The sequence below is a fragment of the Chelatococcus sp. HY11 genome (assembly GCF_018398335.1).
Taxonomy (GTDB): Bacteria; Pseudomonadota; Alphaproteobacteria; order Rhizobiales; family Beijerinckiaceae; genus Chelatococcus.
Genome location: NZ_JAHBRX010000003.1, coordinates 99,462 through 122,930 on the forward strand (window position 1 = coordinate 99,462; position 23,469 = coordinate 122,930).

Annotated in this window: 16 protein-coding genes and 3 pseudogenes; 8 read left to right on the forward strand and 11 right to left on the reverse strand. The window is 56.7% G+C overall.

Annotated features, from left to right (window positions below):
* Window positions 1-8 precede the first annotated feature (8 nt).
* Both istB (KIO74_RS30110) and istA read right to left on the reverse strand, forming a co-directional pair.
* The gene (gene istB, locus KIO74_RS30110) at window positions 9-779 is read right to left on the reverse strand and encodes an IS21-like element helper ATPase IstB (protein WP_213339498.1); all 771 of its coding nucleotides are present in this window, start codon (window positions 777-779) and stop codon (window positions 9-11) included.
* A gap of 20 nt (window positions 780-799) precedes the next feature.
* Window positions 800-2,335 carry an IS21 family transposase gene (gene istA, locus KIO74_RS30115; protein ID WP_213339499.1) on the reverse strand — a complete coding sequence of 512 codons (1,536 nt, stop codon included), beginning with the start codon at window positions 2,333-2,335 and terminating at the stop codon, window positions 800-802.
* Between the two features lie 169 nt (window positions 2,336-2,504).
* Between istA and KIO74_RS30120 the strand changes: the two are divergent.
* The 3 genes and pseudogenes from KIO74_RS30120 to KIO74_RS30130 all read left to right on the forward strand — a co-directional run.
* Window positions 2,505-3,551, forward strand: a pseudogene (locus tag KIO74_RS30120) (Mu transposase domain-containing protein); the annotation flags it as partial.
* Window positions 3,548-4,441: an IS21-like element helper ATPase IstB gene (gene istB, locus KIO74_RS30125; RefSeq protein WP_213339500.1), complete on the forward strand. Its 894-nt coding sequence runs from the start codon at window positions 3,548-3,550 to the stop codon at window positions 4,439-4,441. The pseudogene KIO74_RS30120 and the gene istB (KIO74_RS30125), both read left to right, overlap by 4 nt.
* Window positions 4,442-4,484: 43 nt before the next feature.
* A pseudogene (locus KIO74_RS30130) lies at window positions 4,485-5,202 on the forward strand (IS110 family RNA-guided transposase); the annotation flags it as partial.
* 284 nt (window positions 5,203-5,486) lie between these two features.
* On the opposite strand, the gene KIO74_RS30135 reads toward KIO74_RS30130, so the two are convergent.
* The gene (locus KIO74_RS30135) at window positions 5,487-6,068 is read right to left on the reverse strand and encodes a recombinase family protein (protein ID WP_213339554.1); all 582 of its coding nucleotides are present in this window, start codon (window positions 6,066-6,068) and stop codon (window positions 5,487-5,489) included.
* A 159-nt stretch (window positions 6,069-6,227) separates the two neighbouring features.
* On the opposite strand from KIO74_RS30135, the gene KIO74_RS30140 reads away from it, so the two are divergent.
* Together KIO74_RS30140 and KIO74_RS30145 are read left to right on the forward strand one after the other, a co-directional pair.
* Window positions 6,228-9,194, forward strand: a complete 2,967-nt coding sequence (locus KIO74_RS30140) for a Tn3 family transposase (protein ID WP_213339465.1) — start codon at window positions 6,228-6,230, stop codon at window positions 9,192-9,194.
* Window positions 9,195-9,245: 51 nt separating this feature from the next.
* Window positions 9,246-9,359 (forward strand): annotated as a pseudogene (locus tag KIO74_RS30145) (transposase domain-containing protein); the annotation flags it as partial.
* Here the strand turns inward: KIO74_RS30145 and KIO74_RS30150 are convergent.
* On the reverse strand, window positions 9,323-9,937 hold the full coding sequence (locus tag KIO74_RS30150) for a COG3904 family protein (protein WP_213339501.1): 615 nt from the start codon (window positions 9,935-9,937) through the stop codon (window positions 9,323-9,325). The pseudogene KIO74_RS30145 and the gene KIO74_RS30150 overlap by 37 nt on opposite strands.
* Before the next feature lie 1,245 nt (window positions 9,938-11,182).
* Between KIO74_RS30150 and KIO74_RS30155 the strand changes: the two genes are divergently transcribed.
* A complete protein-coding gene (locus KIO74_RS30155) occupies window positions 11,183-11,449 on the forward strand; it encodes a WGR domain-containing protein (RefSeq protein ID WP_110378463.1) in 267 nt (88 codons plus the stop codon).
* A 123-nt stretch (window positions 11,450-11,572) separates the two neighbouring features.
* On the opposite strand, the gene KIO74_RS30160 is transcribed toward KIO74_RS30155, so the two are convergent.
* The 3 genes from KIO74_RS30160 to KIO74_RS30170 all read right to left on the reverse strand — a co-directional run bounded on the left by KIO74_RS30160 (window position 11,573) and on the right by KIO74_RS30170 (window position 14,348).
* Window positions 11,573-12,265 (reverse strand): hypothetical protein, encoded by a 693-nt coding sequence (locus KIO74_RS30160; RefSeq protein ID WP_213339502.1) that lies wholly within the window; start codon window positions 12,263-12,265, stop codon window positions 11,573-11,575.
* A gap of 585 nt (window positions 12,266-12,850) precedes the next feature.
* Window positions 12,851-13,468, reverse strand: coding sequence for a hypothetical protein (locus KIO74_RS30165; RefSeq protein ID WP_213339503.1), 618 nt, complete (start codon window positions 13,466-13,468; stop codon window positions 12,851-12,853).
* A gap of 574 nt (window positions 13,469-14,042) precedes the next feature.
* A complete protein-coding gene (locus KIO74_RS30170; protein WP_213339504.1) occupies window positions 14,043-14,348 on the reverse strand; it encodes a hypothetical protein in 306 nt (101 codons plus the stop codon).
* 745 nt (window positions 14,349-15,093) lie between these two features.
* On the opposite strand from KIO74_RS30170, the gene KIO74_RS30175 reads away from it, so the two are divergent.
* Window positions 15,094-15,420: a hypothetical protein gene (locus KIO74_RS30175; protein WP_213339505.1), complete on the forward strand. Its 327-nt coding sequence runs from the start codon at window positions 15,094-15,096 to the stop codon at window positions 15,418-15,420.
* 325 nt (window positions 15,421-15,745) lie between these two features.
* Here KIO74_RS30175 and KIO74_RS30180 read toward each other — a convergent pair whose 3' ends face one another.
* From KIO74_RS30180 to KIO74_RS30195, 4 genes are all read right to left on the reverse strand, one after another.
* Complete coding sequence (locus tag KIO74_RS30180) at window positions 15,746-16,477, reverse strand: hypothetical protein (protein ID WP_213339506.1); 732 nt, start codon at window positions 16,475-16,477, stop codon at window positions 15,746-15,748.
* A 250-nt stretch (window positions 16,478-16,727) separates the two neighbouring features.
* On the reverse strand, window positions 16,728-17,156 hold the full coding sequence (locus KIO74_RS30185; protein WP_213339507.1) for a hypothetical protein: 429 nt from the start codon (window positions 17,154-17,156) through the stop codon (window positions 16,728-16,730).
* 308 nt (window positions 17,157-17,464) lie between these two features.
* The gene (locus tag KIO74_RS30190; RefSeq protein ID WP_213339508.1) at window positions 17,465-18,043 is read right to left on the reverse strand and encodes a recombinase family protein; all 579 of its coding nucleotides are present in this window, start codon (window positions 18,041-18,043) and stop codon (window positions 17,465-17,467) included.
* Between the two features lie 494 nt (window positions 18,044-18,537).
* Window positions 18,538-19,758 carry an ATP-binding protein gene (locus KIO74_RS30195; protein WP_213339509.1) on the reverse strand — a complete coding sequence of 407 codons (1,221 nt, stop codon included), beginning with the start codon at window positions 19,756-19,758 and terminating at the stop codon, window positions 18,538-18,540.
* A 745-nt stretch (window positions 19,759-20,503) separates the two neighbouring features.
* On the opposite strand from KIO74_RS30195, the gene KIO74_RS30200 reads away from it, so the two are divergent.
* Complete coding sequence (locus KIO74_RS30200; RefSeq protein ID WP_213339510.1) at window positions 20,504-23,191, forward strand: hypothetical protein; 2,688 nt, start codon at window positions 20,504-20,506, stop codon at window positions 23,189-23,191.
* The last annotated feature ends 278 nt before the right edge of the window (window positions 23,192-23,469 follow it).

A 23,469-nucleotide genomic window follows, 5' to 3' on the forward strand; every position in this document is an offset into this window, starting at 1 on the left:
GACGGCTGCTATGAGTTCATAGGATTTTGGTCGGCGTCAAGAGCCTGTTTGCCGGCTGTTTTGCGCATGCTTTCGCCGGTCATGGTCAGGCGATGGGCATTGTGGACGAGGCGATCGAGGATGGCGTCGGCCAGGGTTGGCTCATCCCCGATAATCTCGTGCCATTGCTCGACGGGCACCTGGCTGGTGACGATCGTGGAGGCGCGTCCGTTGCGATCCTCGAGCATTTCGAGCAGGTCGACGCGCTGGCTCTGGGTCAGGCCGGACAGACCCCAGTCATCCAGAATGAGGAGTTCGACGCGTGCGAGGGATTTGAGCAGCCGCGCATGACGGCCGTCTCCGCGCGCCATCGCCAAAGCTTCGAACAACCGCGGCACGCGCTGATAGGAGACCGATCGCCCATCCCGGCAGGCTTTGTGCCCAAGCGCGCAGGCCAGCCAACTTTTCCCGACGCCGCACGGGCCCGTAATGGCCAGATTATTGTGGCGGCCGATCCAGTCGCCGGCGACAAGCCTGGCCAGGAGTGCCCGGTCGATGCCGCGCGGCGTGCGCAGATCGATATCCTCGACGCAGGCATTCTGGCGCAAGGCGGCGAACTTGAGCCGGGCTGTCATGCGCTTGGTGTCACGTTCGGCGACTTCCCTGTCGGCCATGATGCCGACCCGCTCCTCGAAGGACAGAGCCGCCAGATCGGGCGAGGCCCTCTGTTCCTCGAAGGCTTTGGCCATGCCGGGCAAGCCAAGGGCGATGAGCCGTTCATGGGTGGGATGGTTGAGCATTTTCTTCTCTCCGGTTGCGGTCAGTGGAAGTAGGAACGGCCGCGGATGTTGCCGTGGCGCACGGGTTTTGCTGGTTCCGGCTCAAGGAAAGCGCGGTCCAGGCCGGATTTGAGGATGGAGCGGATGGAGGCGACCGATCTGGCCTGGATGGTGTTGCCGCGCTGGCAGGCCGCTTCCAGCCGCTCAGTGCCATAGGTCTTCTGCAAGGCCAGGATGCCCATGCAGGTGCGGAACCCCTGCTCTGGATGAGGGCGGGCAGCCATGATCGCCATGGTCAGAGCTGCCGTCGACGGGCCGATCTTCTCAGCAGCGGTGGTCAAACGGGCCGGCGTCCACAAGGCGTAGCGCCGATGCGCGCTCGGCATGTGGTCGGCCACCGTTGTATGGTTGCGGCGGCCAGGGCATTTGGCGTGGCTGGCCACCCGCTCGCCCTTATGGAAGACCTCGACGGTGCGATCGGCTATGCGTACATCGACGAGTTCGCGGATCAGCCGGCAAGGCACAGAGTACCAGTTGCCGTCGGCCTCGACATGATAATCGGGCGCCACCCGGCAGCGCTTCCACACCGCAAACGCGTAGGGCTCCGCTGGCAGCGGCTTCAGCGCCGGCGCGTCCACAGCGGCAAACAGCTCCGCCCGGCTCATGCCATAGCCGCGCATGAGCCGCCCATTGAGATCGGCAACCAGTTCCGCGATCGCCTGGTTGAGCTCGACCAGACTGAAGAAGCGGCGGTTGCGAAGACGCGCCAGCACCCATCTCTGGGCAATTTGCACCGAGACCTCGACTTTCGACTTGTCTCGCGGCTTGCGGCTGCGAGCCGGCAGGATGGTCGTGCCATAGTGCCGGGCCATGTCCTGGTAAGTGCGGTTGAGGCCGGGATCGTAGCGATCCGCATTGGTCACCGCCGCTTTCAGATTGTCGCAGACCGTCAGCGACGTCACGCCGCCGAAAGCGGCGAACATGCCGACATGGCAGCCGATCCAGTCGGCCAGCCCTTCGCTGGGCCGGGCTTCGGCATAGACATAGCTGGAAGCCCCCAGCGCGCCGACAAACAGCTTCATGGCCTGCGCTTCACCCGTGATCGGCTCGATGACATCGATGGTGTCGCCGGCGTAATCGACGAACACTTTCTCGCCGGCAGCGTGGCGCTGGCGCATGGTTGGCGATGCCCGTTGCTTCCAGGCTTCGTAGCGCTCACAGAACCACGAATAGCCGTAGCCATCCGGATGCTCGGTTCGATATTCCTGCCACAGCAAGGCGCGCGTCACCGCAGGGCGGCGCAGCTCCCGATCAACATGGCGCCAGTCTGGCTCTGGGCCGCGATCCTCCGCGGCCGTCGGTTGACCCGGGAACAGCCGGCGCTCAAGCGCCGTGTCGTCCATCGCTTCGGGCAACGGCCAGTCCAGCCCGGCCGCCCTGGCGCGGGAAAGATAGGCGCCCACCGCCCCTTTGCTGATGCCAAGCGAGGCCGCAATCGTCCGGCTGCTCAGCCCATTCTCGTACTTCAGTCGCAATAGTTCGCGGATGCGGCGCATCGACAATCTCTCGGTCGGCATATGGCTTCCTCGTTGAAAAACGAGGCAAGCCATAGCTCGCTCAGATTGTCGGTCGAGGCTCCTTCACACCCGCTGCAAGGGTGCCCACGATCCCGTGGAATCACTGCCCACGTTCGCCTGGAATTGCTGCCCACGATCCCGTGGAATCGCTGCCCATCTTCCCGTGGAATTCGCATTTCGACTCGCCTGGTCGGGCTTCGAACACGGCCATGTCATCCTTGGTGGCGAAAGCTTCGTCGCTCTGGCCGAGGGGTTGCAGAACGCGTTGTGGTCTGTTGGCGGCACGCCGCTCTATCATCGCAGCGACAGCCTGTCGGCCGCCTTCCGCAACCTCGATGCCGACGCAAAGGCCGATCTTACGCATCGCTACGAGGAACTGTGCGCCCACTACCGCATGACGCCGACCCGCAACAACAAAGGCATCGCACACGAGAACGGCTCGATCGAAAGCTCCCACGGCCATCTCAAGAACGCCGTTCGCGACGCCCTGCTGATACGCGGAACAAGGGACTTCGACGATCTCGGCTCCTACCGCACCTTCATCGATGAGATTGTCAGCCGCCGCAATGCGACACACGGCAAGCGCATCGACGCCGAGCGTCCGCATTTGCAGGGGCTTCCCGATCGTCGCACTACCGACTTCGAAGAGGTGGTTGTCACGGTGTCGCGCACCGGCGGCTTCACCTTGCGCAAGGTCTTCTACACCGTGCCCTCCCGCCTGATAGGACATCGGCTTCGAGTGCGCCTCTTCGACGATCGCCTCGAGGTCTTCATCGGCGGCACGCATCTGATGACCTTGCCCCGCGGGCGTGGCCATGCCGACGGCCGGCATGACCAGGTCGTCAATTACCACCACGTCATCCATTCCTTGCGCAAGAAGCCGATGGCGCTTCGCGGGCTCGTCTATCGCGACAAGCTCTTCCCGCGTCAGGAATACCGCAGGGCTTTTGAGGCTCTCATCGAGCATCTTCCCGACAAGCAAGCCTGCAAGATCACCGTCGAACTGCTGACACTGGCCCATGATCGCGGCTGCGAGCGTGAACTGGCCGAGGAGCTTGCCAGAACGCTCAACGCCGGCGACCTGCCCGACATTGCCGCCCTGCGAACCCTCTTCGCTCCGGACCCGGCCCGGTTGCCGACCGTTCATGTGCAACTGGCGTCGCTCAATGGCTATGAAGCCCTGATCGGCACGACGTATGCGGGAGAAGCCGCATGAAGGGCGCCCACACCATCGACGAAGCTCGTCTCGGCATCATGCTCAACGAGCTGAGGCTGCCGACCATCAAGACGCTCTGGCCGCAATTTGCCGAACAGGCGGATCGGGAGGGGTGGCCGGCCGCGCGCTTCCTCTCGGCCATCGCCGAGCATGAACTGGCCGAACGTGCCCATCGCAGGATCGAAAGGCATCTCGCCGAGGCGCACTTGCCGCCCGGAAAGACGCTCGACAGCTTCGCCTTCGATGCCGTGCCCATGGTCTCCAAGGCCCAGGTCATGGCGATCACCGCTGGTGACAGCTGGCTCGCAAAGGGCGCCAACGTCCTCATGTTCGGGCCGCCCGGCGGCGGCAAGAGCCATCTCGCGGCAGCCATCGGCCTTGCGCTGATCGAGAACGGCTGGCGCGTGATGTTCACCCGCACCACCGATCTCGTCCAGAAGCTTCAGGTCGCGCGACGCGAGCTCCAACTCGAATCCGCTATCGCAAAGCTCGATAAGTTCGATCTGCTCATCCTCGACGATCTGGCCTACGTCACCAAGGACCAGGCCGAAACGAGCGTGCTCTTCGAGCTCATCTCCGCCCGCTACGAGCGGCGTTCCATCATGATCACCGCCAATCAGCCCTTTGGGGAATGGAACAGGGTCTTCCCGGACCCCGCAATGACGCTCGCTGCGGTCGATCGCCTCGTCCACCACGCAACCATCTTCGAGATGAATGTCGAAAGCTATCGGCGCAGATCCGCAATGGAAGCCAAACGCCAGCGCGGCAGACCAGCCTCATACGCGACAATCAAAAACACCCTGGAACTTGTCGCGGAGCGGCAATCAGAAACCAGCGAAGCGCTTGCCAGCGAAAATCAGCATGATAACTTCCAACCGACCGCGACATAAGAGTCTCATCTAGATTGTCGCCGCCGTCTCATCCTGATCGCCGCGCCATAGATGGTTCCGGCCGGTGCACTGCAAGCCGCCTCCGGCCCAGGAGACCAGAGCGCTGCTCGTCGCGCGCAAGCTGTTGCAGGCCAAGATGCGAGATGTCGAGCTCAGCCTGCGCGGCGTTCTGCGGGGCTTTGGTCTGAAGGTCGGCGAGATCAGCAAGGGTCAGTTCGCAGCCCGCGTACGCACGCTGACGGCGGGTCACACAATGCTGGAGCGGATCGCCGAGGCGATGTTGCGAGCCCGTGAGGCGCTGCAAACGGAGTTCGGCAAATTGCATCGCGCTATGCTGGCGATAGTGCGCGGCGACGAGGTCTGTCGGCGGCTGATGACGGTGCCAGGTGTCGGAGCGTTGATAGCAGTGACGGTTCACGTCAGCGGTGGACGGACCCGAGCGGTTCTCCCGCTCCAGAGCGGTGGGAGCGCATTTCGGCCTGACGCCGAAGAAGTACCAGTCCGGGGAGACCGATATCACCGGCGCGGACAGCCGGGTCGGCGATCCCATGGCGCGCACGGCTCTTTACGAAGGAGCGCACATCATACTTACGCGGGCGGTGCGTTTCTCGACGCTCAAGCGCTGGGCGATGGAGGTCGCCAAGCGGCGGGGCAAGAAGCGTGCCAAGGTTGCGCTCGCCCGCAAATTGGCAATCGTTCTCCATCGGATGTGGATGGATGACACCTCATTCCGCTGGGGTCGGGAAGCGGCTGCCGTATAAGGAGAAGCACAGTTTGGAGCTGGCCCTGTTCCCCTGAGATCCCGTCGCCGGGACGACGGAAGCGGTAAAGCCGTAAGTAGTGCCGTGAGCGCCTTTCGAGGTGGAGCACGCGACCTAGATGGGCTTGCCGCATCCTCTCTGATGGCATGATGTGGCGGCTCTGCGCTGACCACGAACAGAAGCAAGAGTTCGGCGACGTGACAATCACTCAGGGGCTTGACACCAGACGGCGTCACGACACGAAAGTGATGAATCTGTCCGACTTTTGAGAACGCATTAAGAACTCACGCCGGTTTGACGGTGGGTGCGGCTGATTTTTCGGCTTTGAGCGCTTCATAGAGCGCGGTCTTTCCGATCTTTACGCGGGCGGCGGCTTCGCGGACATTGAGACCGGCAGCCAGATGCTGACGAGCCTTTGCGAGCTTCTCCGGTGTTACAACCGCCTGGCGGCCTCCGCGTCGACCCCGATCCTCTGCTGCCTGCAGTCCGGCGCGGGTTCTTTCCCGGATGAGATCGCGTTCGAACTGGGCCAGCGCTCCGAACAGATGGAAGACCAGGCGACCGCCAGATGTCGTGGTGTCGATGTTCTCGGTGATAGAGCGGAAGCCGATACCCTTGGATTCCAACTCGGTGACGATCTCGATCAGGTGCTTCATCGATCGACCGAGGCGATCGAGCTTCCAGACCGTAAGCGTGTCGCCGTCCCGAGCATAGCGCACGGCTTCGGTCAGCCCCGGCCGATCGGTTTTCACACCCGATGCCTTGTCTTCGAACAGCTTCTCGCAACCCGTCTTGCGCAGCGCATCGAGTTGAAGCGCCGTATCCTGGTCGCCGGTGGATACCCTTGCGTAGCCGATCGAGGTCATGAGGTGTGGCTTGTCCGCTTTCTCGTTGAACTCGGACAATGTCCGATTTGCCGTTGCATGACAAGGTTTACGGACCAAATCTGTGGAAGCCGCAAAACGACCGTTTGCCGAACAGGCATTTTCCATTTCGGTGCAGCGTCCGCGCTGAGAGGTGAGTGAATGGCTCGAAGAGTATTGCTGAGCGAAACATGGTGGTGCCAGGTAACCACGATCCCGGATGAGGATAGGGAGATCGCCAAGCACTACACGCTGGACCAGTCGGATCTCGATCTGGTCATGCGACAGAACAAGGCGTCGAATCGGCTGGGCCTGGCCTGCGTTCTGGCGATGCTGCGATTTCCAGGCCGACCACTCGCGGATGGTGAGATCCTGCCTTCCGGCGTCTTGCGGTTCCTGGCGCGGCAGATCGGTGCCGATCATCGCGAGATCGACCGATATTTCGAACGTCCGCAGACACGCCGCGAGCACCTCGCCCTGCTGTTCGAGAAAATGAAGATGCGCCCATTTGCGCCTTCGGACGTGAGGGCACTGACCGGCTGGCTGACGCCCGCGGCGCAAACCCTGCGCCGGGCCGATGTTTTGGCGGATATGGTTGTGGAGGAATTGCGACGCCGGCGAATTCTCCTGCCGGCGCGCGGAGCACTCGAAGCCATCATCCACGTTGCAATCCGGCGCGGCATCCGCATCGCTCACCGGGCCTTGGCTGGCGGGCTCTTGGAAGGCCAGAAGCGTGACCTCGACAAACTTCTCGACCCGCGTGAGGGGACGAATGTGACCATCCTCGCGTGGGCCAGAACACCGGCATTGTCGCCTACCGCCATCAATCTCGACAGGATAGCCGAACGCGTTCAGTTTCTTCGGTCCCTGAACCTGCCAATGGAACTGATGGAGCGCATTCCGGCCAAGGTTTTTGATGAACTCGCCGCGGAAGGGATGCGGATGAGCGCACAGCATTTACGCGACCTCAACCCCGAACGCCGGCACACCGTGCTGGCTGCAACGGTCCTGCATCTTTCCCGCCATCTGACCGATTGCGCAATCGACGTGTTCAAGAAGCTAATCGGCGCCATGACGCGGCGAGCCGACAATCAGGCGACCGCCCGCATCACCCGTTCGGTCCGGGAGGTTCAGAAGCCGCTGAAGGACGTTTCGAAAGTTTGCCATGCGATCATAGAGGCCAGGCAGAAGGGCGAGGATATCGGCAGGTCGCTCGAAACGGTCATTCAATGGCCGATCTTCGCGACCAGTGTCCAGGCGGTCGACACGCTGATTGCCCCCGACAGCATCGACGGGAAAATCGAAATGCTCCAGCGCTATCCGACAATCCGGAAAATGGCGCCGGAATTCCTGTCGACGTTCGTGTTTCGTGGCCACGCCGTGGCGGCGAATCTCCTGCGCGCGCTATCCATGGTCGCCAATCTGTACCGCAAAGGGAAAAGAGCGATACCCGACAGAGCACCCATATTCTTTGCACCGAAAGGCTGGATGCCGCTCATCCTGCAGGATGGCAAGATCGATCGCAGGGCCTATGAACTCTGCCTGTTCAGCGAATTGAAACGCCGCCTCGATGCCGGCGATGTCTGGGTGGAGGGCGCGAAGCGCTTCCAGTCCTTCGAGAGCTTCCTCATTCCCGCGCCGACATTCGAGTTGATGCGGGAGGAAGGTCCGCTTCCGGTCGCAGTCGATACCGATGTGGAAACCTATCTGAAGCAACAGCGCCAGACCTTGAACGACGGGTTGAGCGAGCTTTCCCGTCTAGCAGAAGCCGGTGAGCTCGACGATGTCGAACTGGCCGGCACGGGTTTCAGCGTCACGCCACACAAGGCCATGTTCCCGGACATCGCGAAGTCGCTGAAACCGAAGGTGGAAAACCGGCTGCCTGCCGTCCGCATCACCGACCTGCTGCTTGAGGTGGACGCCCGCACGGGATTTTCGAATGCGTTCACCCATCTGCGCACCGGGCGCACGGCCGACAACAAGCTTGCCCTGCTTACCGCCGTTCTGGCGGACGGCATCAATCTCGGACTCACCAGAATGGCGGATGTTTCCCCCGGGCTGACGATGCGCCAGCTCGCCTGGGTGCACGACTGGCATATCCGGGAGGAGGGTTACACCGGCGCGCATGCCATCCTTGTCAATGCCCAGAGGCAATTGCCTCTCGCGAAATTGTGGGGCGACGGAACCACCTCATCCTCGGACGGGCAGTATTTTCCGGCGGGAGGGCACGCCGAGGCGATCGGCGACCTCAACGCCCGCTATGGCCCTAACCCCGGCGCGAAGTTCTATCGCTTCACCTCCGACCAGTATGGGGCGTTCCACATCATCGCTATGAACGCCAATGCGAGCGAGGCCATATACGTCCTCGACGGTCTGCTCTATCACGGCAGCGATCTCGCTATCGAAACCCACTATGTCGACACCGGCGGGGTCAGCGACATGAGTTTCGCTCTTTGCCATCTTGTCGGTTTCCAGCTCGTGCCCCGGTTGCGCGGCCTTAAGGATCGCCGGCTCTATCTCTTCCCGGGCGACGCGCCTCCCCAAAACCTCGCCCCGCTCTTCGGCGAACCCATCAACATCGAGCGGATCAGGGCAAACTGGAATGACATCCTGCGTCTCGTCACGACGATCCGTTCCGGCCAGGTGCGGCCTTCGACCTTGCTGGCGAAACTGTCCGCATTCCCGCGCCAAAACGGACTGGCGCTCGCGTTGCGCGACATTGGACGCATCAATCGATCCATCTTCCTGCCGCAATGGTGGCAGAACCCTGAAATGCGCAGGAACGCCACCGCAGGCCTCAACAAGAGCGAGGCCCAGAACACTCTGGCCCGGGCGCTGTTCTTCAATCGTCTCGGAGAGCTGCGGGACAGAACCTTCGAGAGCCAGTTCTACAGGGCGTCCGGGCTGAACCTGCTCATCAACGCGATCGTTTACTGGAACACGCTCTATCTCGAACCAACGTTTGCCGAACTCAATCGCGAAGGCATTGCAACGCCGGCCGACGTGATCAAGCACATCACGCCGCTCGGATGGCAGCATATCAGCCTCACCGGCGACTACAACTGGACCCCGACTGACAGTCTCGACCTAAGGCCGCTTCGGCGAGAGACGTCGATGCTGGCCGCTTGATCACTATATGTTCTCGAATGTCGGACAGATTCACCACTTTCGTGTCGTGACGCCTACATCGCCGACGTGCTCGCAAGGATCGTCAACGGCCATCCAAACAGCCAAATCGACGATCTCCTGCCTTGGGCCTATATCGCCGCTTCCGAGATCAAGGCCGTGGCCTGAGAACACCGCTTACCCTCTTTCGGCTCAATCCACCGCATCTCGCCAGGACCGAACTCACTGGCCACGCCCATTAGACGCGCATCGACGCCCATTTTAGCAACGTACAAAGCTAGCGCGGCAGTGAGCCGCTGAGTTCGATCTAGATCATTCCCTGTGAACAGGGTTTCCGTTGGCGCCTGGAAAGCGCTGGGCAGATAAAACCGGTGAAAACCGAGTTTACTGTCTGGATCCAGGCTTCGTTCCACACCTCCCAAGAACGCGTATGCGCAAGCCGACGCACATTCACCCGGCGTACGCTTCGTGACATCTCCAGAACTCCACATTCGTTTCATGTCGGGCACCAACGCATCCGCACCCACCTCGGTGGCCATCTTTTTGGACCGGATCATCTCCCCTAATTTTAGACCTGCGCTGAGAGACCCTCCTGGTGAGTTAAGTCTGATCCGGTAAGCTTGGAACTCAGATGACTTGAAAAATCTCTCGAAGTCGTCCGGCGTGCTTTCGACGATCTCACCAGTGGCCTGAATAAATTCGCACGTCCGGCACGCCTCATCGCTCCCACCCTTCGAGAACTTCATTGGCTCCGCAACGGCAGCAAAGGACAGGCAGCATAGTAGCGCCCCCACTAACCTCACCAAGAACGTCATAGAACCTGCCCCTAACCCATGCTTGCGCGAATCTACCCGACTTCTTCAAGCCAGTTCAACACGGTATCCGCATTGCAGAACGTTGCCTGAATCTCCATTTCACACACCATCCTCGTACAATCTGTTGTTGCACAAATGTTACACGAAGCTTATGGGAAAACTGTGCGCATCACTGATGATCGCTAGAGCTCAAACACAGATCTAAGCACGCGCTAGAACGAGCAGGGAAGCTCACTGAGCAGCATCCGATCGCTTCGACGTGCACAGATAGCGCTCAAGCAGGGACGCGTCTTACAGAGCGTTTGCAAGCTTTCCAGAAATACAGCTTCCAAGCGATCCCCAAAGCCAGAAAGGCCGGCATGCAACGGTTTGAGCTAAGGCAGGCCAAGAGAACACACCGGATCGAGAGACATAGGCTCACATATAGCGGCACACAAAACCGATGCCGGAGAAATCGAGAGACGACAGCAGAGGAGGCTGAGAGCCGGAGTATCTTTGAGGGAGAGAACGCCTGGTGGGATATCCGGGTGTGAAAGGGTAGGGAGAGCCGGTGAGGGGAGAGGGAAGGTGATGCGAGAGGTGGGAGTGGGGACACAAGAGGGGTGGTGAGATAGCTGGGGGAGCGGCACATCCATGACTTCCCACAAACCACCATAACCTTCCTTGGCTAACCAGAACCGGAACAGTCCACCTTCACCAGGCCAAGGGGTCTCGTTTCCCCAGGCCACCAAGGAAGGTCTTCCAAAACCAGGCCACCAAGACCCAGAGCCGGAATGAGGAGCTTTCTCTCTCACCCCTCTCACAGCCACACAGACCCGTGGACCGGGGTCTCATTCCTACACCAAAGCAACCGTGACCCTGTTCCGGAAGAGGTCTCAAAGGCGATGATCCGGCATACAAGCTTTCTCCGAAGAAACAAACGCTGCACGGCCAACAGCCGAGTTCCGGATAGCCGCTATAGCCTAGTTTACATTCCAGCATCCGCGGCAAGATCGTCGGAATTTCGTCACAACACCGGACTGTCTTTGAGTTGCCGCACATATGCGTCACCCTCACCACCGGAGTTCGCGCTGATCACGACTATGAATCGATGCGCGGTCTTTGATTCCGGATTTGAATTGGACGATGGAGATCTGCGGTGGGAGATTGGGACCGTCTTCAGCCGTGGATTTTGCCATGCCGGAACCGTCTATCCAATATCTTGTCCTGGAGAGGACGGACGCGGCGCACAACATCGCCCGTTACTATGTCCTGTCTCTTGAGCCGACGCTCTTCGCCGAGATGGCCCTTGTGCGCCGATGGGGCCGGATCGGGCGAGCGGGCGGACATCGCGTGGAATTTCACGAAACGCAAGCCGGCGCGACAGAGGCCTTGCAGACATGGCTCAAGCGGAAGCTGCGGCGTTCTTATAGGCTAACCGGAGCCTCGAAGAGGCCAGCTTGACGCTCCCGTCCCGCTAGGCCGAAGACCGGAAAGCTGCTCAAGCCCGATCTAATCATCGGGTTCGCCCGTGCAGCACCGGGTGTTGCGGCAGCGACATCCTATTCGACACCACCAGGACCTTCTTCAGTCCGCCGATTCCTGCGTCCTCCGTCTCGCCCTCTCCAGGCGCTGTTTGAACGCCCCGGGCTGAATCACGAAGCAATCCTCAACCCTCGCCACCTGCCGCGCATATGAGGCTTGCTTCGCGGCATATTCCCCGAGAGGCGGTGTGTTTGAGCCGGACACGACAGTCCGGCAATTGATCGAGCCTGTGCGCATCTTTCCGCGATGCTTGACCTCGATATAACGGGGCAGCACCGACGGCAACATGGACGCCTGATCCTTCCCGACCAACCAGAAGGACGAAATGAACAGGCGTGTGCCGTGGACCTTTCGTTTCTCGGGAAAAGGGGTGGCAAAGTCGATGAAGGCTGCCACCTTCGGCAGGCGCGAGGCTGGAACTGAATCGTTACCAAAGAGCCTGGTGCAGACCTCGCGGTAGAACGCGTTGAATGCTCTCATGCGTGAACGCGCAATCGGTTCGGTCCAGCAGATATCTTCGAATGAGATAATCACACAGAAGAGTTCCTTCTCATCTTCCGCTTGCGCAGGGCTCTCCAAAAGCCTCAGCAGATTGTCGATGCCGCATCGGAGCAACAGATGCGCATCTGGATCGGCTTGGCCTGTGCTACGACGACGACCTCCAAGAGTTGCACGGGACGGAGGAGCGGCCGACCGCCGCACCACTGGAACCCCGCCGACGAACTCAACTGTCATATTGCAATGTCCTTCTCCTGTTCTCTGATCTAGTGGTTCTTCCCATGCGAGTCTCTCTTCTGCAGGAAGCGAGCGTTCTGACCCGCCCACTCTTCGCGTTCCTCGGCTGTAAAGATTCGGACTACACCATGATCGCTGCTATCAAGGCTGGTGACCCCCACCCATTTGTTAGCGGAAACCCCGAGTTTCTTGATCCACGTTTTCTTCATGTATCTGTGTTGTTCTGGTCTTGCGTGTTTATGAACGATCATACGTCTTCCTTTGCTGATGATCTACAAATTTATTTAGTGCAACTTTCGTCGTTAGACGAGAACATATCGATATTATTTTTATCATCATCACTTACTATCTTTTTTTGCCGCGGGATGGACATAACGACCATCTCGCACTGCAAATACCAAAGGTATATTGCCTTCTTCCCACTCAGGCATTTTTTAGGGGCCCGATCGCTACCGACTTTATAGTCCCGCCATATCCGGCCCCCTCCCCCAAGGGCGAGCGGGGCTCGTCTGTAGCAAAGGCTAGCGTCTTTTGAGAAGGTGTGCCGGCAGAAACGGCTGCTGCACAGGGACGATACATCGCGGCTCAGGACAGCCGGTCTCCCATAAGATCGCCTTCCAGCGACCGGTAGAGCTGCGACCAGGCGCATTCTCCAGACATTCTGGCGGCGGCACCGGTTATATCCGCGACCTCCCGATCAACATCATCAAGGTCCAGGATGAAGGCAAACTCCGCAAGCGGGTTCTCGGACCAAAGAACGTGCCATGCCGATGTCCTACCCCACTCGTCGTCGATCGCATCCCAATGGGAGGGTAGCCAAAAGATACCTTCCATCCTGATGCCCCACCCTTCATCCGTCCTGTCCACGATAAAAACGTCCATGACAGGTCGTGCAGCCCCAGGGGTTGCTCCTGAAGCCATGAGCCATCGCTTCACAAGCTCCAAATGAAACCACAATGCGACATTGTCGAGCAAAGCTGGACCCTCAGCCCTGACGATCGCGGCCCTTTCTCCCGGTGAATTGCAGGGACCGATAAAATAGCGCAGCTCCTGCGCGCCAACTCCAAAGATTATCTGTTTGGTGATCGACTCCGGGTACTCTGCAGCCAGGCTGTGATATTTGCAAATCAGCCTCTCCTGCAGAGATTCTACGGATGAATGTGAGGTGTTAAAACTAATTTTCTTATTTTCATATAGCTTCATTTTCTTCTCCAATGATTAAATCCAAAATTTGTGAATCGAATTATTTATTCATATACGTTTGTTTTACAAATGCATCGATGCGAATCGAGAATGGATAATTCGGGATAGTACTGTCGCAGTATGGGCTGCGTCCCTGAACGGCTATGTCATGTTAACCTCTCCCTACCCTATACATCTACGCGCGGTGATATGCCTCGCACTACATTACCAACGAAAAGCTCAATGGTCGGAAAATCGCGTATGAGCAAAAACACATATTTTATTTCCGGCAATTTCTTGGGTATTTCCGCCAACCAGATTTTATTTCCTTGATCCGGATGGACAGATTGGCTCAAATCCAGTGATCTCCGGGCAATCTTCCACGACAATCCGCCGCACGTCTCCAAAAATAATTTTCGCTTCTCATAAGGCGGAGGATTTTCCTTGGAAATAAACCCGATTTTCCGGAAATACAGCTGCTTCTTCCGGTGCGTCACGGATTTTGACGCTGGCACGGTCCCCGATGATCGTTCTGGCAATCAAAACACGACGAGCAATTTCGCCGCGCTGAGATTTTGCCGTTAGAAACTGCCGTTCAAGAAGTTATCTGCACCAAAATCGGGCCGATTTTCAGACCCCGATTCCGACGGAAAAACGACGTGTTGCACATCGTCGTCCATATCGACATTTCCAGGCGCCGCAGGAGGACAAGCCCTCCAGCACGGCGAACCTGCACACTCAATGCCTGGATCTCGCCCGAGCGGTTGCATTCTTCAGTCAGGCGATGGTAGTAGCCTTGCAGCTTCAATGAGAAGCGACGCTGGGCCTCTTGAGCCGAAGGCGGATCGGATGGGGTGCCTCGATCCGTAGAATTTGAATTTTTAACGATTTCTGTAGCCATGTTTATCCTCTTACTGCTGGCCATTGTAATAATTAAGGTATTTTCGGCGCGTGAACGCCTGTTGTTCGACCGCTTCCCACGACAAGGAGGCAGGCCCAAGCAGATGCTTGGGATAATAATCGATCGATTTCTTGCGTTCTTTGTGTATTTTTCGACATTTCTCTATTACTTTTGTCATAAAAAACTCTCTCAGTATTTTTGATATTTCCATCATCAGAGTCCCCATCGGTTTGGTTTCGGCGTGATCGCTTGGCGGTGGATTGCCAGCCCACCTCCGTCAAAAACATGTGGTGATATCTCGTCAGCTCATCTGATCCTCCTGTTTCCTTGTTCTCATCGCAGAGCCGCCCGCGACCTAAGATGGGTGAGGCCACGTCGGCAGAGCCCCAAACGGAGGCTCATCGACGATGATAATCAAGCAACGCGCCATTTACGGCGTGTTCGCAGCCTGCATCTGATATGTGACGGAGCGGTCCAGTTTCCTCTTGCTCTTCTTTCTGCCTTGAGACTTGGGCCGGGGGTAGATTACGCAGGTCCGTGCGAAGTCGCATGTCGTGCGCGTGTGGTACAGGTCTTCCAGGATTGACTGAGCCACGTCTGCAATGGCGTTATCGGCGATGGGAGACACCTCGACTTGGCGAATTCCCCGTCTCCTACAGCCCACAGATCCGGCTAATTTATTCACGATGCGGGAAAATCGATCGACATACCCCGCACTCACGACCCACAACGAGCGGATGTGGACATGCTGGGCACCGACATCTCTTCTGGCGAGCCAATCGGACCTGCCAGCGTCGATCACAAAGCATGCCCGAGGCCTCATATGATCAAGGGCGACAGACGACTTTCGGCCCAGAATCGCCCTGCATACGCGATCGAAAAATGCCCCTCCGGCATCCATACGAGCGACGGACGCATCCCCGGAGCGTGGCCCTCCTTCAAAGAAGATCCTGACCTCAACGAATCGGCTGTCTTTATGGGATCCGGCATCGAAATGCGGGCCGGCGAAGAACTCTATAATATCATCTTGCGACTGATACTTATCAGAAAATTTTGTTACTGTATCCATTAATAACCTCTAATATGCAATTATACATCGCGCCTTCCAATATTGTCAAGCCCAATTGAACTGAAATACAAATAATCGGAATTCTTTCTGAAATATGCCTCCAACAACACTCTATGGCCGATCCGCCCGAGCCCCTAGCTGATTGGCCTATACTAACTCACGAACAACCTTATTATGCTTCTTGATTCGGCATTCGGCAAATTGTAAATTGATATATTATTGTTGTTTTCTATCACTAACCTAGTCGATCGAGGAAGAATGACATCTATCGGAAGTAAATGCCCGTTCTATACCTACGAATTGCCTTCTACCATCCGATGCAACCGCCTTAATCAGGGTGTCTGTTCTCGGCAGATGCTACGGTCCAGATTGTATGATGGCGACGCCTCCCCCTCGGATAGACCTCGAAGTCCTGCTCATAGCCAGGCGATTCGTTGTTATAGAAGCCAAGCTTCCTCGCGTAGGCTATGACCTTATAGAGTTCTTTTCTTTCAACAGACCGGATGTCGATGGTCTCAACACCTCTTTCAAGGCAGTATCTGCATCTCGCAGCCTCGGGTATGTGCTTCTCAATGAGCGCCCGTTGGTCATCCCTCACTGCCCATACAGAGTGAATGTGAATGTTCACGGGAGATACCAGACGATCGGCATATCTTGATCCCTCAGCATCAATCAAGGCCACAACCCTGGGAACAGCTTCAGATTGGCGATGGTGGTTCTTGCCTAAAGCCAATCGGCAAGTTTGGTTGTAGAGAACGCCAAATGTGTTCAGACGGTTGCGCGACAGATCTTTTACAAGGTTACGGACTGAGAACGTCACTGTCACAAAAAGGAAGCATGCGGCTGTCTCGTCTCCGTATGAAGCTGTGAGAAGATCCACAAAATGCGCGGTGAGAGCCTCATGACAGGCAAGAGATGGGTGGCGCTGTCGGAGATGTGTGATCCGTGATTTTTGTTTGCTAGGCTTGGAAAAGGATTGAAAGACGACGCCAGGGACGACCTTAGTTCCAACGTTAGCTTGTGTTAGTGATTCACATGAATCTATAATTGATTTGTCCATAAATAAATTCTCCATCTTCAAATATTTTTCGTTGTCAAAATGACATAGGTATAAATCCGCCTGTTCGACGTTTTGCCGAACATGCGTGGACAAGGATGAGGTTTATGGATCCAGATCGGAGGCTTGCCGTCGCGATGAATACCAATAACTTTATATTTACGGCGCTCGGCTGATGTTGCTGAGCTCAGTATCGAATTTTTTCAAAATTTCTTTAGCGGGACCATTTTGACCCCATGAACAAGAATAGTCATCATCCGCGGATGATGATCTCAATTGCATTCTCTGGCACACCAAGGGAAGCCGCCAACAGCTCCTTGGCTTGTCCTATAGTCAGGCAACCCGGCCCCGGAACAATCGTAAGAGACCCCGTCGGCAATGGGCCTGGGTTAACCGCCCCGCCTTTCTCCTGCCCAATCCTTGCCATCCCCCCAATCTTGCTCAGATCGCCGTGCCCGATGAACCGAGAGTGATGGCCACGACGGCCGAGCATAAGGCGCCCATATCCCAGCTGGTCGAGAATCCGAAAGCACCTGAACACTTCGGCTTGGAGCAGCCCCGCTCCCGCCGTCGCCTGGTCGACAGAGATTTCTCGTTCCTTTTTCCCAAGGCCGGCCAACCAATCGATTATACTGCGGAACGCCAGATCGTTGTCATAATGGGCCTGGATTTCCTCGTTCATTATTGTCTCTGCCGATGCACCCTGCATACCCTTCTCCCTGTAGGCAGAATACATAATCTAGGCATTGTTAGATGTCAATAGCTAGGTAATACTCTAAAGTTCTTTTTTAGAATCTGCTTAGGCGATTGATATAACCTTCCAGCTAAGATGGCGTTGTGCTAATTTCGTGGCGGATAAGGGTGCGTCGCCGATCTCGCCTCAGCCAATTCTGGCGACCAGGACAACGCCTGAAAATACCACAGCTCGGCGCACCACTCGCAAGCCAGCGAATGGCGAGCGACAGGCCGACCACCCATATTGGCTGGGCCTCACGAGGCCTGATCTCGCACCCGCATGAGGGTCTGCCGGCTGACCCCATATTTCCGCGCAGCCCCCGAAATGCTCATGCCTGCGTTCAGATCCGAACGAGCCGCTTCTCTCTGTTGCGAGGTCAGAAGCGATGGCCGGCCGAGGGTCTTGCCCTGTAATCTCGCGCGCTTGAGACCCGATTGGGTTCGCTCAATCAGAAGGTCGCGTTCGAATTGCGCCACGGCATTGAGAACATTCATGGTCATGGTCCCCGCGGAGCTTGTCAGATCGACACCCCCCAACGCCAGGCAATGGACCTTCACCCCCATAGCGCTCAACTTCGAGACCGTAGAACTGACATCGATGGCATCACGTCCCAGCCGGTCCAGTTTCGTGACGATCAACACGTCCCCCTTCTCCATCCGATCAAGGAGCCGGCTGAAGCCATCCCGTCTTGCAATAGCGACACTTCCTGAGACGGTCTCAGCAATGACCCGGTGGGCTTCTATTCGAAAACCAGCCGCTTCGATCTCGCGAATCTGGTTCTCCGTCGTCTGTCCTGTCGTTGAAACGCGTGCGTAGGCAAAAATCCGTGTCATGAATGTCCTTATAGGCTGTCCGAAATATGCAGCCTGTCCATTAACCGGTCAAGCTACTTTATGGACATTCATGGAAGCCATGTCCAAAACCCTTCCTTTTCGGACAGGGCTATTCTCATGCAATTGGTAACAGTTGAAGTTTTTTAAATGAGGATGGATTGAACCGCTGATTGAAGCGGTTCAATGCCTGCGGCAATTAAAATTATCCGAGAATGAGTAGTCACCTCAGGTGACATGAAAAAATTTGGGTTTGGACGATGAATTTTCTCGATAATTTGGATTGGCGTTGGTACCTTAATCCATGTAACATAAAGAATATTACCAGATAAATCCTTATTATCCTTCTCCCGTACAATATATTGCCACAGACACCCATACCGATATTCTACGGGAGATTACTCCGACCTAACGATAACGATAAAAATTACCTCTTGTAGCATTTGCCCGTCCAGCATTGAAGCTGACAAATCAATGGGATATCTGATCGTCACCCGTCAGTCCCATAAACTCGATAGCGGTGTCGCGATAAGCTTCTCCCCAAAGGAAATCACGTCTGTGCCGTCGTAGAGCAAGGCTCCGACCGCGAAGCGGTCACCGCATGCGTTGGCCAGTGCGCGCAACCCCCCGAAATCGCCCGGTTTCACAGTTGCGCTCGCCTTGACTTCAATGCCCACGATCATCCCGTCGTCTCTCTCCAGCACGATGTCCACCTCTCGTCCTTCCCTATCACGAAAATGATAGGGCGCCAGCCTCAGGTCGCTCGAGGTCATCAGCTTCAGAATCTCTGAGAAAACGAAGGTCTCTAACAGCGCTCCGAAAAGCATCCGATCTGCCCTCACCCGATCAAAGGTCAATCCCCGGGTGCTCGCCAGCAGCCCGGAATCCAGGAAGTGCACCTTGGGTGTCTTCACGATTCGCTTCAGCGCGTTCGTGTACCAGGGTTGCAACATCGCAACCAGGAACACCTGTTCGAGCAGGCCAACATAGCGTTGTCCCGTCTTGTGGCTGACATTGATGCTGCCGCCGAGCTGCGAGTAATTGACCAACTGCCCAGAATGCTCCGCCAGCAACCGGACGAACCGTGGCAGTTCGGTCAGTTTTTCCACATCGGCGATGTCCCGCAGATCGCGGGTCAGGATCGAGGTCAGATAGGATCGTAACCAGGCTTGCCGACGACGCTCACTCGCACGACTGATAACTTCGGGAAAGCCACCACGCAGGACGAGTTGCACCAGGTCCTCGCCCACGACGGTATCGGATGGCCTTTGCGACCGGCCCGCAAAAAGCCGATCGAGAAACTCTGGCTTCCGACCTACGATCTCCGCTCTGGCCAGCGGCAACATCTGGATGGTTTCCACTCGCCCCGCCAAGCTGTCGGCCACCCTCGGCAGGGTCAATACGTTCGCCGAGCCGGTAAGAAGGAACCGTCCTGGTCGGTAGTCCTCGTCGACCGACCTCTTGATCGCCAGCAGCAGATCGGGGGCACGCTGAACTTCGTCGATGATCACCTGATCCAATCCCCTGATGAATCCCACAGGGTCAGATTGGGCGGCTTCAAGTGCAGTTTGATCATCGAGGGTGATATATGTTCGATTGGCATCACCCATCTCTCGCACCAAGGTGGTCTTGCCGGCCCGGCGCGGCCCCACAATTAAGACAACTGGTGTATCCGCCAAAGCCTCCTCGGCCCGACGTTTTACAATTCGCTCAAACATGCCATTCCCTGCCAATCCTCGGCAGATTGGAATTATCATGTCCGCCAATTGGAAGTCAACGATCCGCCTATTGGAACATCAAATCCCGCCGGATCGCAGGATCAAGGATGACATGGGTCAGCAAAGCCGAGAACAATGACGCCGCTGGCTCCTGCGCAAGCACATATCCTACTCAAATCCAGCGCAAGCGCGAAGGCTTGGCCTCTAAGCATCTCAATTCCAATGTGGTCGCTTAAGCCAGGATCCCGCCGCTCGAGGGCTCAGTAGAATGAAGCCTAAGATGCCTCGTTGAGACGACGCCTACCGCTACGGAGTCTTGGAACGACGGTCTTGTCTGCGAGAAAAGTGAGCCAGCATCGCGCACAACCGGCGCAGGTCCATTTGGCGGATATTATGTCGGACTTTAGCCTGCGCAAGAAGTTGCCGTGCGTGTATTGCCGCCTCTCCGCTTCTCTCGAGACTCTCAATAAAGGCCTCGTGGAGCAAAAGGCGCCTCTCACCCTTCTGCACCTGCCTCTGAGCCTCGCAGAGATGGCATTCAAGGGCACGAATTATGAGAATCTGTAACATCCTCCGTTACCTCTCATCGAAAGATGGCATAGTTTGGGTAACCGGTTCAGGCTTGCCTGTGGCTTACCACAGCTGCACGATCGAGCGGCTTCCCTGCGTCTGATGGCAATGGCACTTGCCGACAAGGAACCCAAGCTCCATCTTGGCCATATGAAGGCTTTGGGGGCCGGAGCAGATGGGCAACGGGCTGGAAACGAATACGACGGTCACGTTCAGGATCACACCTGAAGGTGCCAGACATTCCGTGGTAGTCGCGACAGAGCGGATCACAGAGCGTGAACAAGGGACAAGGCCGAGGCGCGGGCTCCCTCCCCCGCCCAAACAATATCTTCTGATTGGATTCGACGCCGAATACGTCCCGCCCGCACCGCCACACTCTGGCGACGACACGGGGCCAAGCGAACCCCTAAGCAACGACATTCTTTCGTACCAATTTTCCGTAAGAAAGGTCGTCGAGGGAGAAGAGCCGGGCTCTCCTATCGTGGGGATCGTCCTTCCCGACGACGGCGGACGCGTTGCTCTCGCTCCGTTTCTTGCCTTTGCGATTGGAACCTGGCTCGAGAGGTTTCCCGGCGAGACCGCGCCTTCGACCATCTACCTCGTGGGGCATTTCACGAGGGAGAGCATTTCGGCCTTTGCGGATTTTAGGGATTTTCAGAGAAGCCTCAGCATCATCCACAATACGTTTGTAACGTTGAACCGGACTCTTGCTATCAAGCTCACCCCATTAGATGCGCGGCAGGTCTCCTTGACCATCAACCTGCGGGATGTCCGCCTTCTGGCGCCGGAAGATCATTCTACCCTTGATCAGATAGCCCATATCCTTGATCTGCCAAGGGCAGAGGCGACATACAGAGGGCCGCTGCCTTCGCATTCCCACCTGAAGGACCTGATCGCCCAGGATTGGCCCCGCTATCAAGCCTGGGCTGTTCAGAACGCCAACATCTGTGCCGCTTATGCCGAAAGGCTGCTAACTCGAAGTAGCACACTGGCGGGCAAGTTCACGCTGCCTGTCACCTTGACTTCCATCGGTCAGCAAATGGTTCTTGATCGTTGGAAGACGGCGCGTTTCCAACCGCTTGAACCGCTTGGCAAGGAGGAAATCCAGGAGACCAGGTTCGACAGGAGATCGGCAAGGTTCGTCACCAAAAAGACGAACGTGTACATTGACCGGGTTCATTGGGAGGTCGACTTCGTCACTGATTCCTATCACGGGGGGCGCAACGAGCAGTTCATGTTCGGACCAGCGCCTGAAGGAGAATGGCGGGATTTCGATCTAGCCTCGGCCTACACCACTGCGATGTCCTTGATCTGCCTGCCCCAGTGGCATGATCTCCAGCCTCTCACCAATCTTGAAGACGTCAAGCCAACCGATCTCGCCTTTGCCTGCGTCGCGTTCGAATTCCCGGAGACTGTGCGTTTTCCTTCCCTGCCGGTGAGAACCGAAAACGGGCTCATCTTCCCGCGCAAGGGACGCTCCGTCTGCTCGGCCCCCGAAATTGCCCTTGCGCGAGAGCTTCAGGCGGAGCTCACCCTGATCAAGGGGGTAACGGTCCCAGTGGATCTGGAAAAGCCCCTGTTCAAGGGCTTCATCACCGACTGCCTCGAACACCGAAATGCCTTTGAAAAGGGGTCCCTGGACAACCTCTTCTGGAAAGAGCTTGGCAACAGCACCTATGGCAAACTTGCACAGGGGCTGAGGAAGAAGCGCGTGTACGATTCCCGTTCAAACAAGATGGAGTTCATCCCCGAGGCGAAGATCACGCAGCCTTTTTATGCCTCCTTCATCACCTCTTACACCCGGGCCGTGATCGGGGAGATTCTCAACCGGCTGCCCCAAGAGGTAGCCGTCTTCAGCGTGACAACCGATGGGTTTCTGTGCACAGCCTCCCTCGAGGATATGTCCATGGCGCTCTCAGGTCCCTTGGCCGGATCATTCATGCAAGCCAGGCGAGATCTGGTTGGGAATGATGATGCCCTTGAAGTCAAACATATTATCCGGCAGCCAATCGGATGGAGAACGCGGGGCTCAGCCACCTTGAAACCCGGACACGAGCCAGAAGATATTGTACTCCAGAAGGGCGGCATCAAAGCGCCTGAGCGGTATGGCAAGCTCGAGCAGAACCGTTACATGGTTGATCTGTTTCTGAACAGAACGGCCGATCAAACGATAACGCAAAGCACGAACATTACGATCCGTCAGATGATCGCCGAGAATGTTGATTTTGGCATGGAGTACAGTGAGAGACGCCTCGCGATGGAGTTCGACTGGAAGCGCGTTCCCACCAACCATCGTGACGAGACTATCGAGTTCGAAGGAACACCTTTCAATCATCTTGCATTTGATTCCATACCACTTCAATCCAAGGAGCAATTTGAAGAACTTAGGTCTCTCTGGGCAGCATACACCAAGAATGATCCCAAAATACTGAAGACGGAAGCCGATTGCTCCCGGTTTATGGACTACGTGGATGCGAAGCGTAACAATGGCCGCTATGCCTTCACAGAGGATGGGGATCTCAAAAGAATCAAGCTCGAACTATGCGCGGCCCTTGTCCGGCGGGACGGCAGTTTCGCGGAAATCAGAACGAGATCCACATATACGCACAAGGAATTTGCCAGAATCCTCACTAATTTTGGAATTCCCTGCAAAGATAGCGATGTTGAAAATGCAGCCAGGAACAAGAAAAAAGGAAGGCTGATGGCTTATGGTCAATCCGGAGATTCAGAACGTGTCAAAGGGGTATTGATCAAGCTGAAAAACGAATGTTTTCCGGATCTGGATATTGCTTTATTTCTCAAAGGGGATATTGGCAATATTTCTCACAACGAAAACACGGCTTCTGATAATGGGATGGTCTGATAGAGTCTGGTATCTTTTTTTGTACCCCCATCATAATCGATAATTGACCTTGCAATGCACATCAGAAAGGGGAGCGATCAGAACGAAGAAAAAAAGTATCTAGTAAGGCTTGTTAGGATCATATGTATAGCATAACAATATACGCCCCCTCACTCTCCCGTACAATATATTGCCAAAGACACCCATACGGCTATTGTACGGGTAGTGTGTCTATGAATACATTTTTCACCGGGTTATCTTCCACCTTTGCCGGTCGTTACCAAAAGGAAGGAAAAAAG

Coding starts and splice junctions, on each gene's coding strand:
- istB (WP_213339498.1), bottom strand. CDS start 779: ATGCTCAACCATCCCACCCATGAACGGCTCATCGCCCTTGGCTTGCCC.
- istA (WP_213339499.1), bottom strand. CDS start 2,335: ATGCCGACCGAGAGATTGTCGATGCGCCGCATCCGCGAACTATTGCGA.
- istB (WP_213339500.1), top strand. CDS start 3,548: ATGAAGGGCGCCCACACCATCGACGAAGCTCGTCTCGGCATCATGCTC.
- KIO74_RS30135 (WP_213339554.1), bottom strand. CDS start 6,068: ATGACCTCGATCGGCTACGCAAGGGTATCCACCGGCGACCAGGATACG.
- KIO74_RS30140 (WP_213339465.1), top strand. CDS start 6,228: ATGGCTCGAAGAGTATTGCTGAGCGAAACATGGTGGTGCCAGGTAACC.
- KIO74_RS30150 (WP_213339501.1), bottom strand. CDS start 9,937: ATGAAGTTCTCGAAGGGTGGGAGCGATGAGGCGTGCCGGACGTGCGAA.
- KIO74_RS30155 (WP_110378463.1), top strand. CDS start 11,183: ATGCCGGAACCGTCTATCCAATATCTTGTCCTGGAGAGGACGGACGCG.
- KIO74_RS30160 (WP_213339502.1), bottom strand. CDS start 12,265: ATGACAGTTGAGTTCGTCGGCGGGGTTCCAGTGGTGCGGCGGTCGGCC.
- KIO74_RS30165 (WP_213339503.1), bottom strand. CDS start 13,468: ATGAAGCTATATGAAAATAAGAAAATTAGTTTTAACACCTCACATTCA.
- KIO74_RS30170 (WP_213339504.1), bottom strand. CDS start 14,348: ATGGCTACAGAAATCGTTAAAAATTCAAATTCTACGGATCGAGGCACC.
- KIO74_RS30175 (WP_213339505.1), top strand. CDS start 15,094: ATGCTGGGCACCGACATCTCTTCTGGCGAGCCAATCGGACCTGCCAGC.
- KIO74_RS30180 (WP_213339506.1), bottom strand. CDS start 16,477: ATGGACAAATCAATTATAGATTCATGTGAATCACTAACACAAGCTAAC.
- KIO74_RS30185 (WP_213339507.1), bottom strand. CDS start 17,156: ATGAACGAGGAAATCCAGGCCCATTATGACAACGATCTGGCGTTCCGC.
- KIO74_RS30190 (WP_213339508.1), bottom strand. CDS start 18,043: ATGACACGGATTTTTGCCTACGCACGCGTTTCAACGACAGGACAGACG.
- KIO74_RS30195 (WP_213339509.1), bottom strand. CDS start 19,758: ATGTTTGAGCGAATTGTAAAACGTCGGGCCGAGGAGGCTTTGGCGGAT.
- KIO74_RS30200 (WP_213339510.1), top strand. CDS start 20,504: ATGGGCAACGGGCTGGAAACGAATACGACGGTCACGTTCAGGATCACA.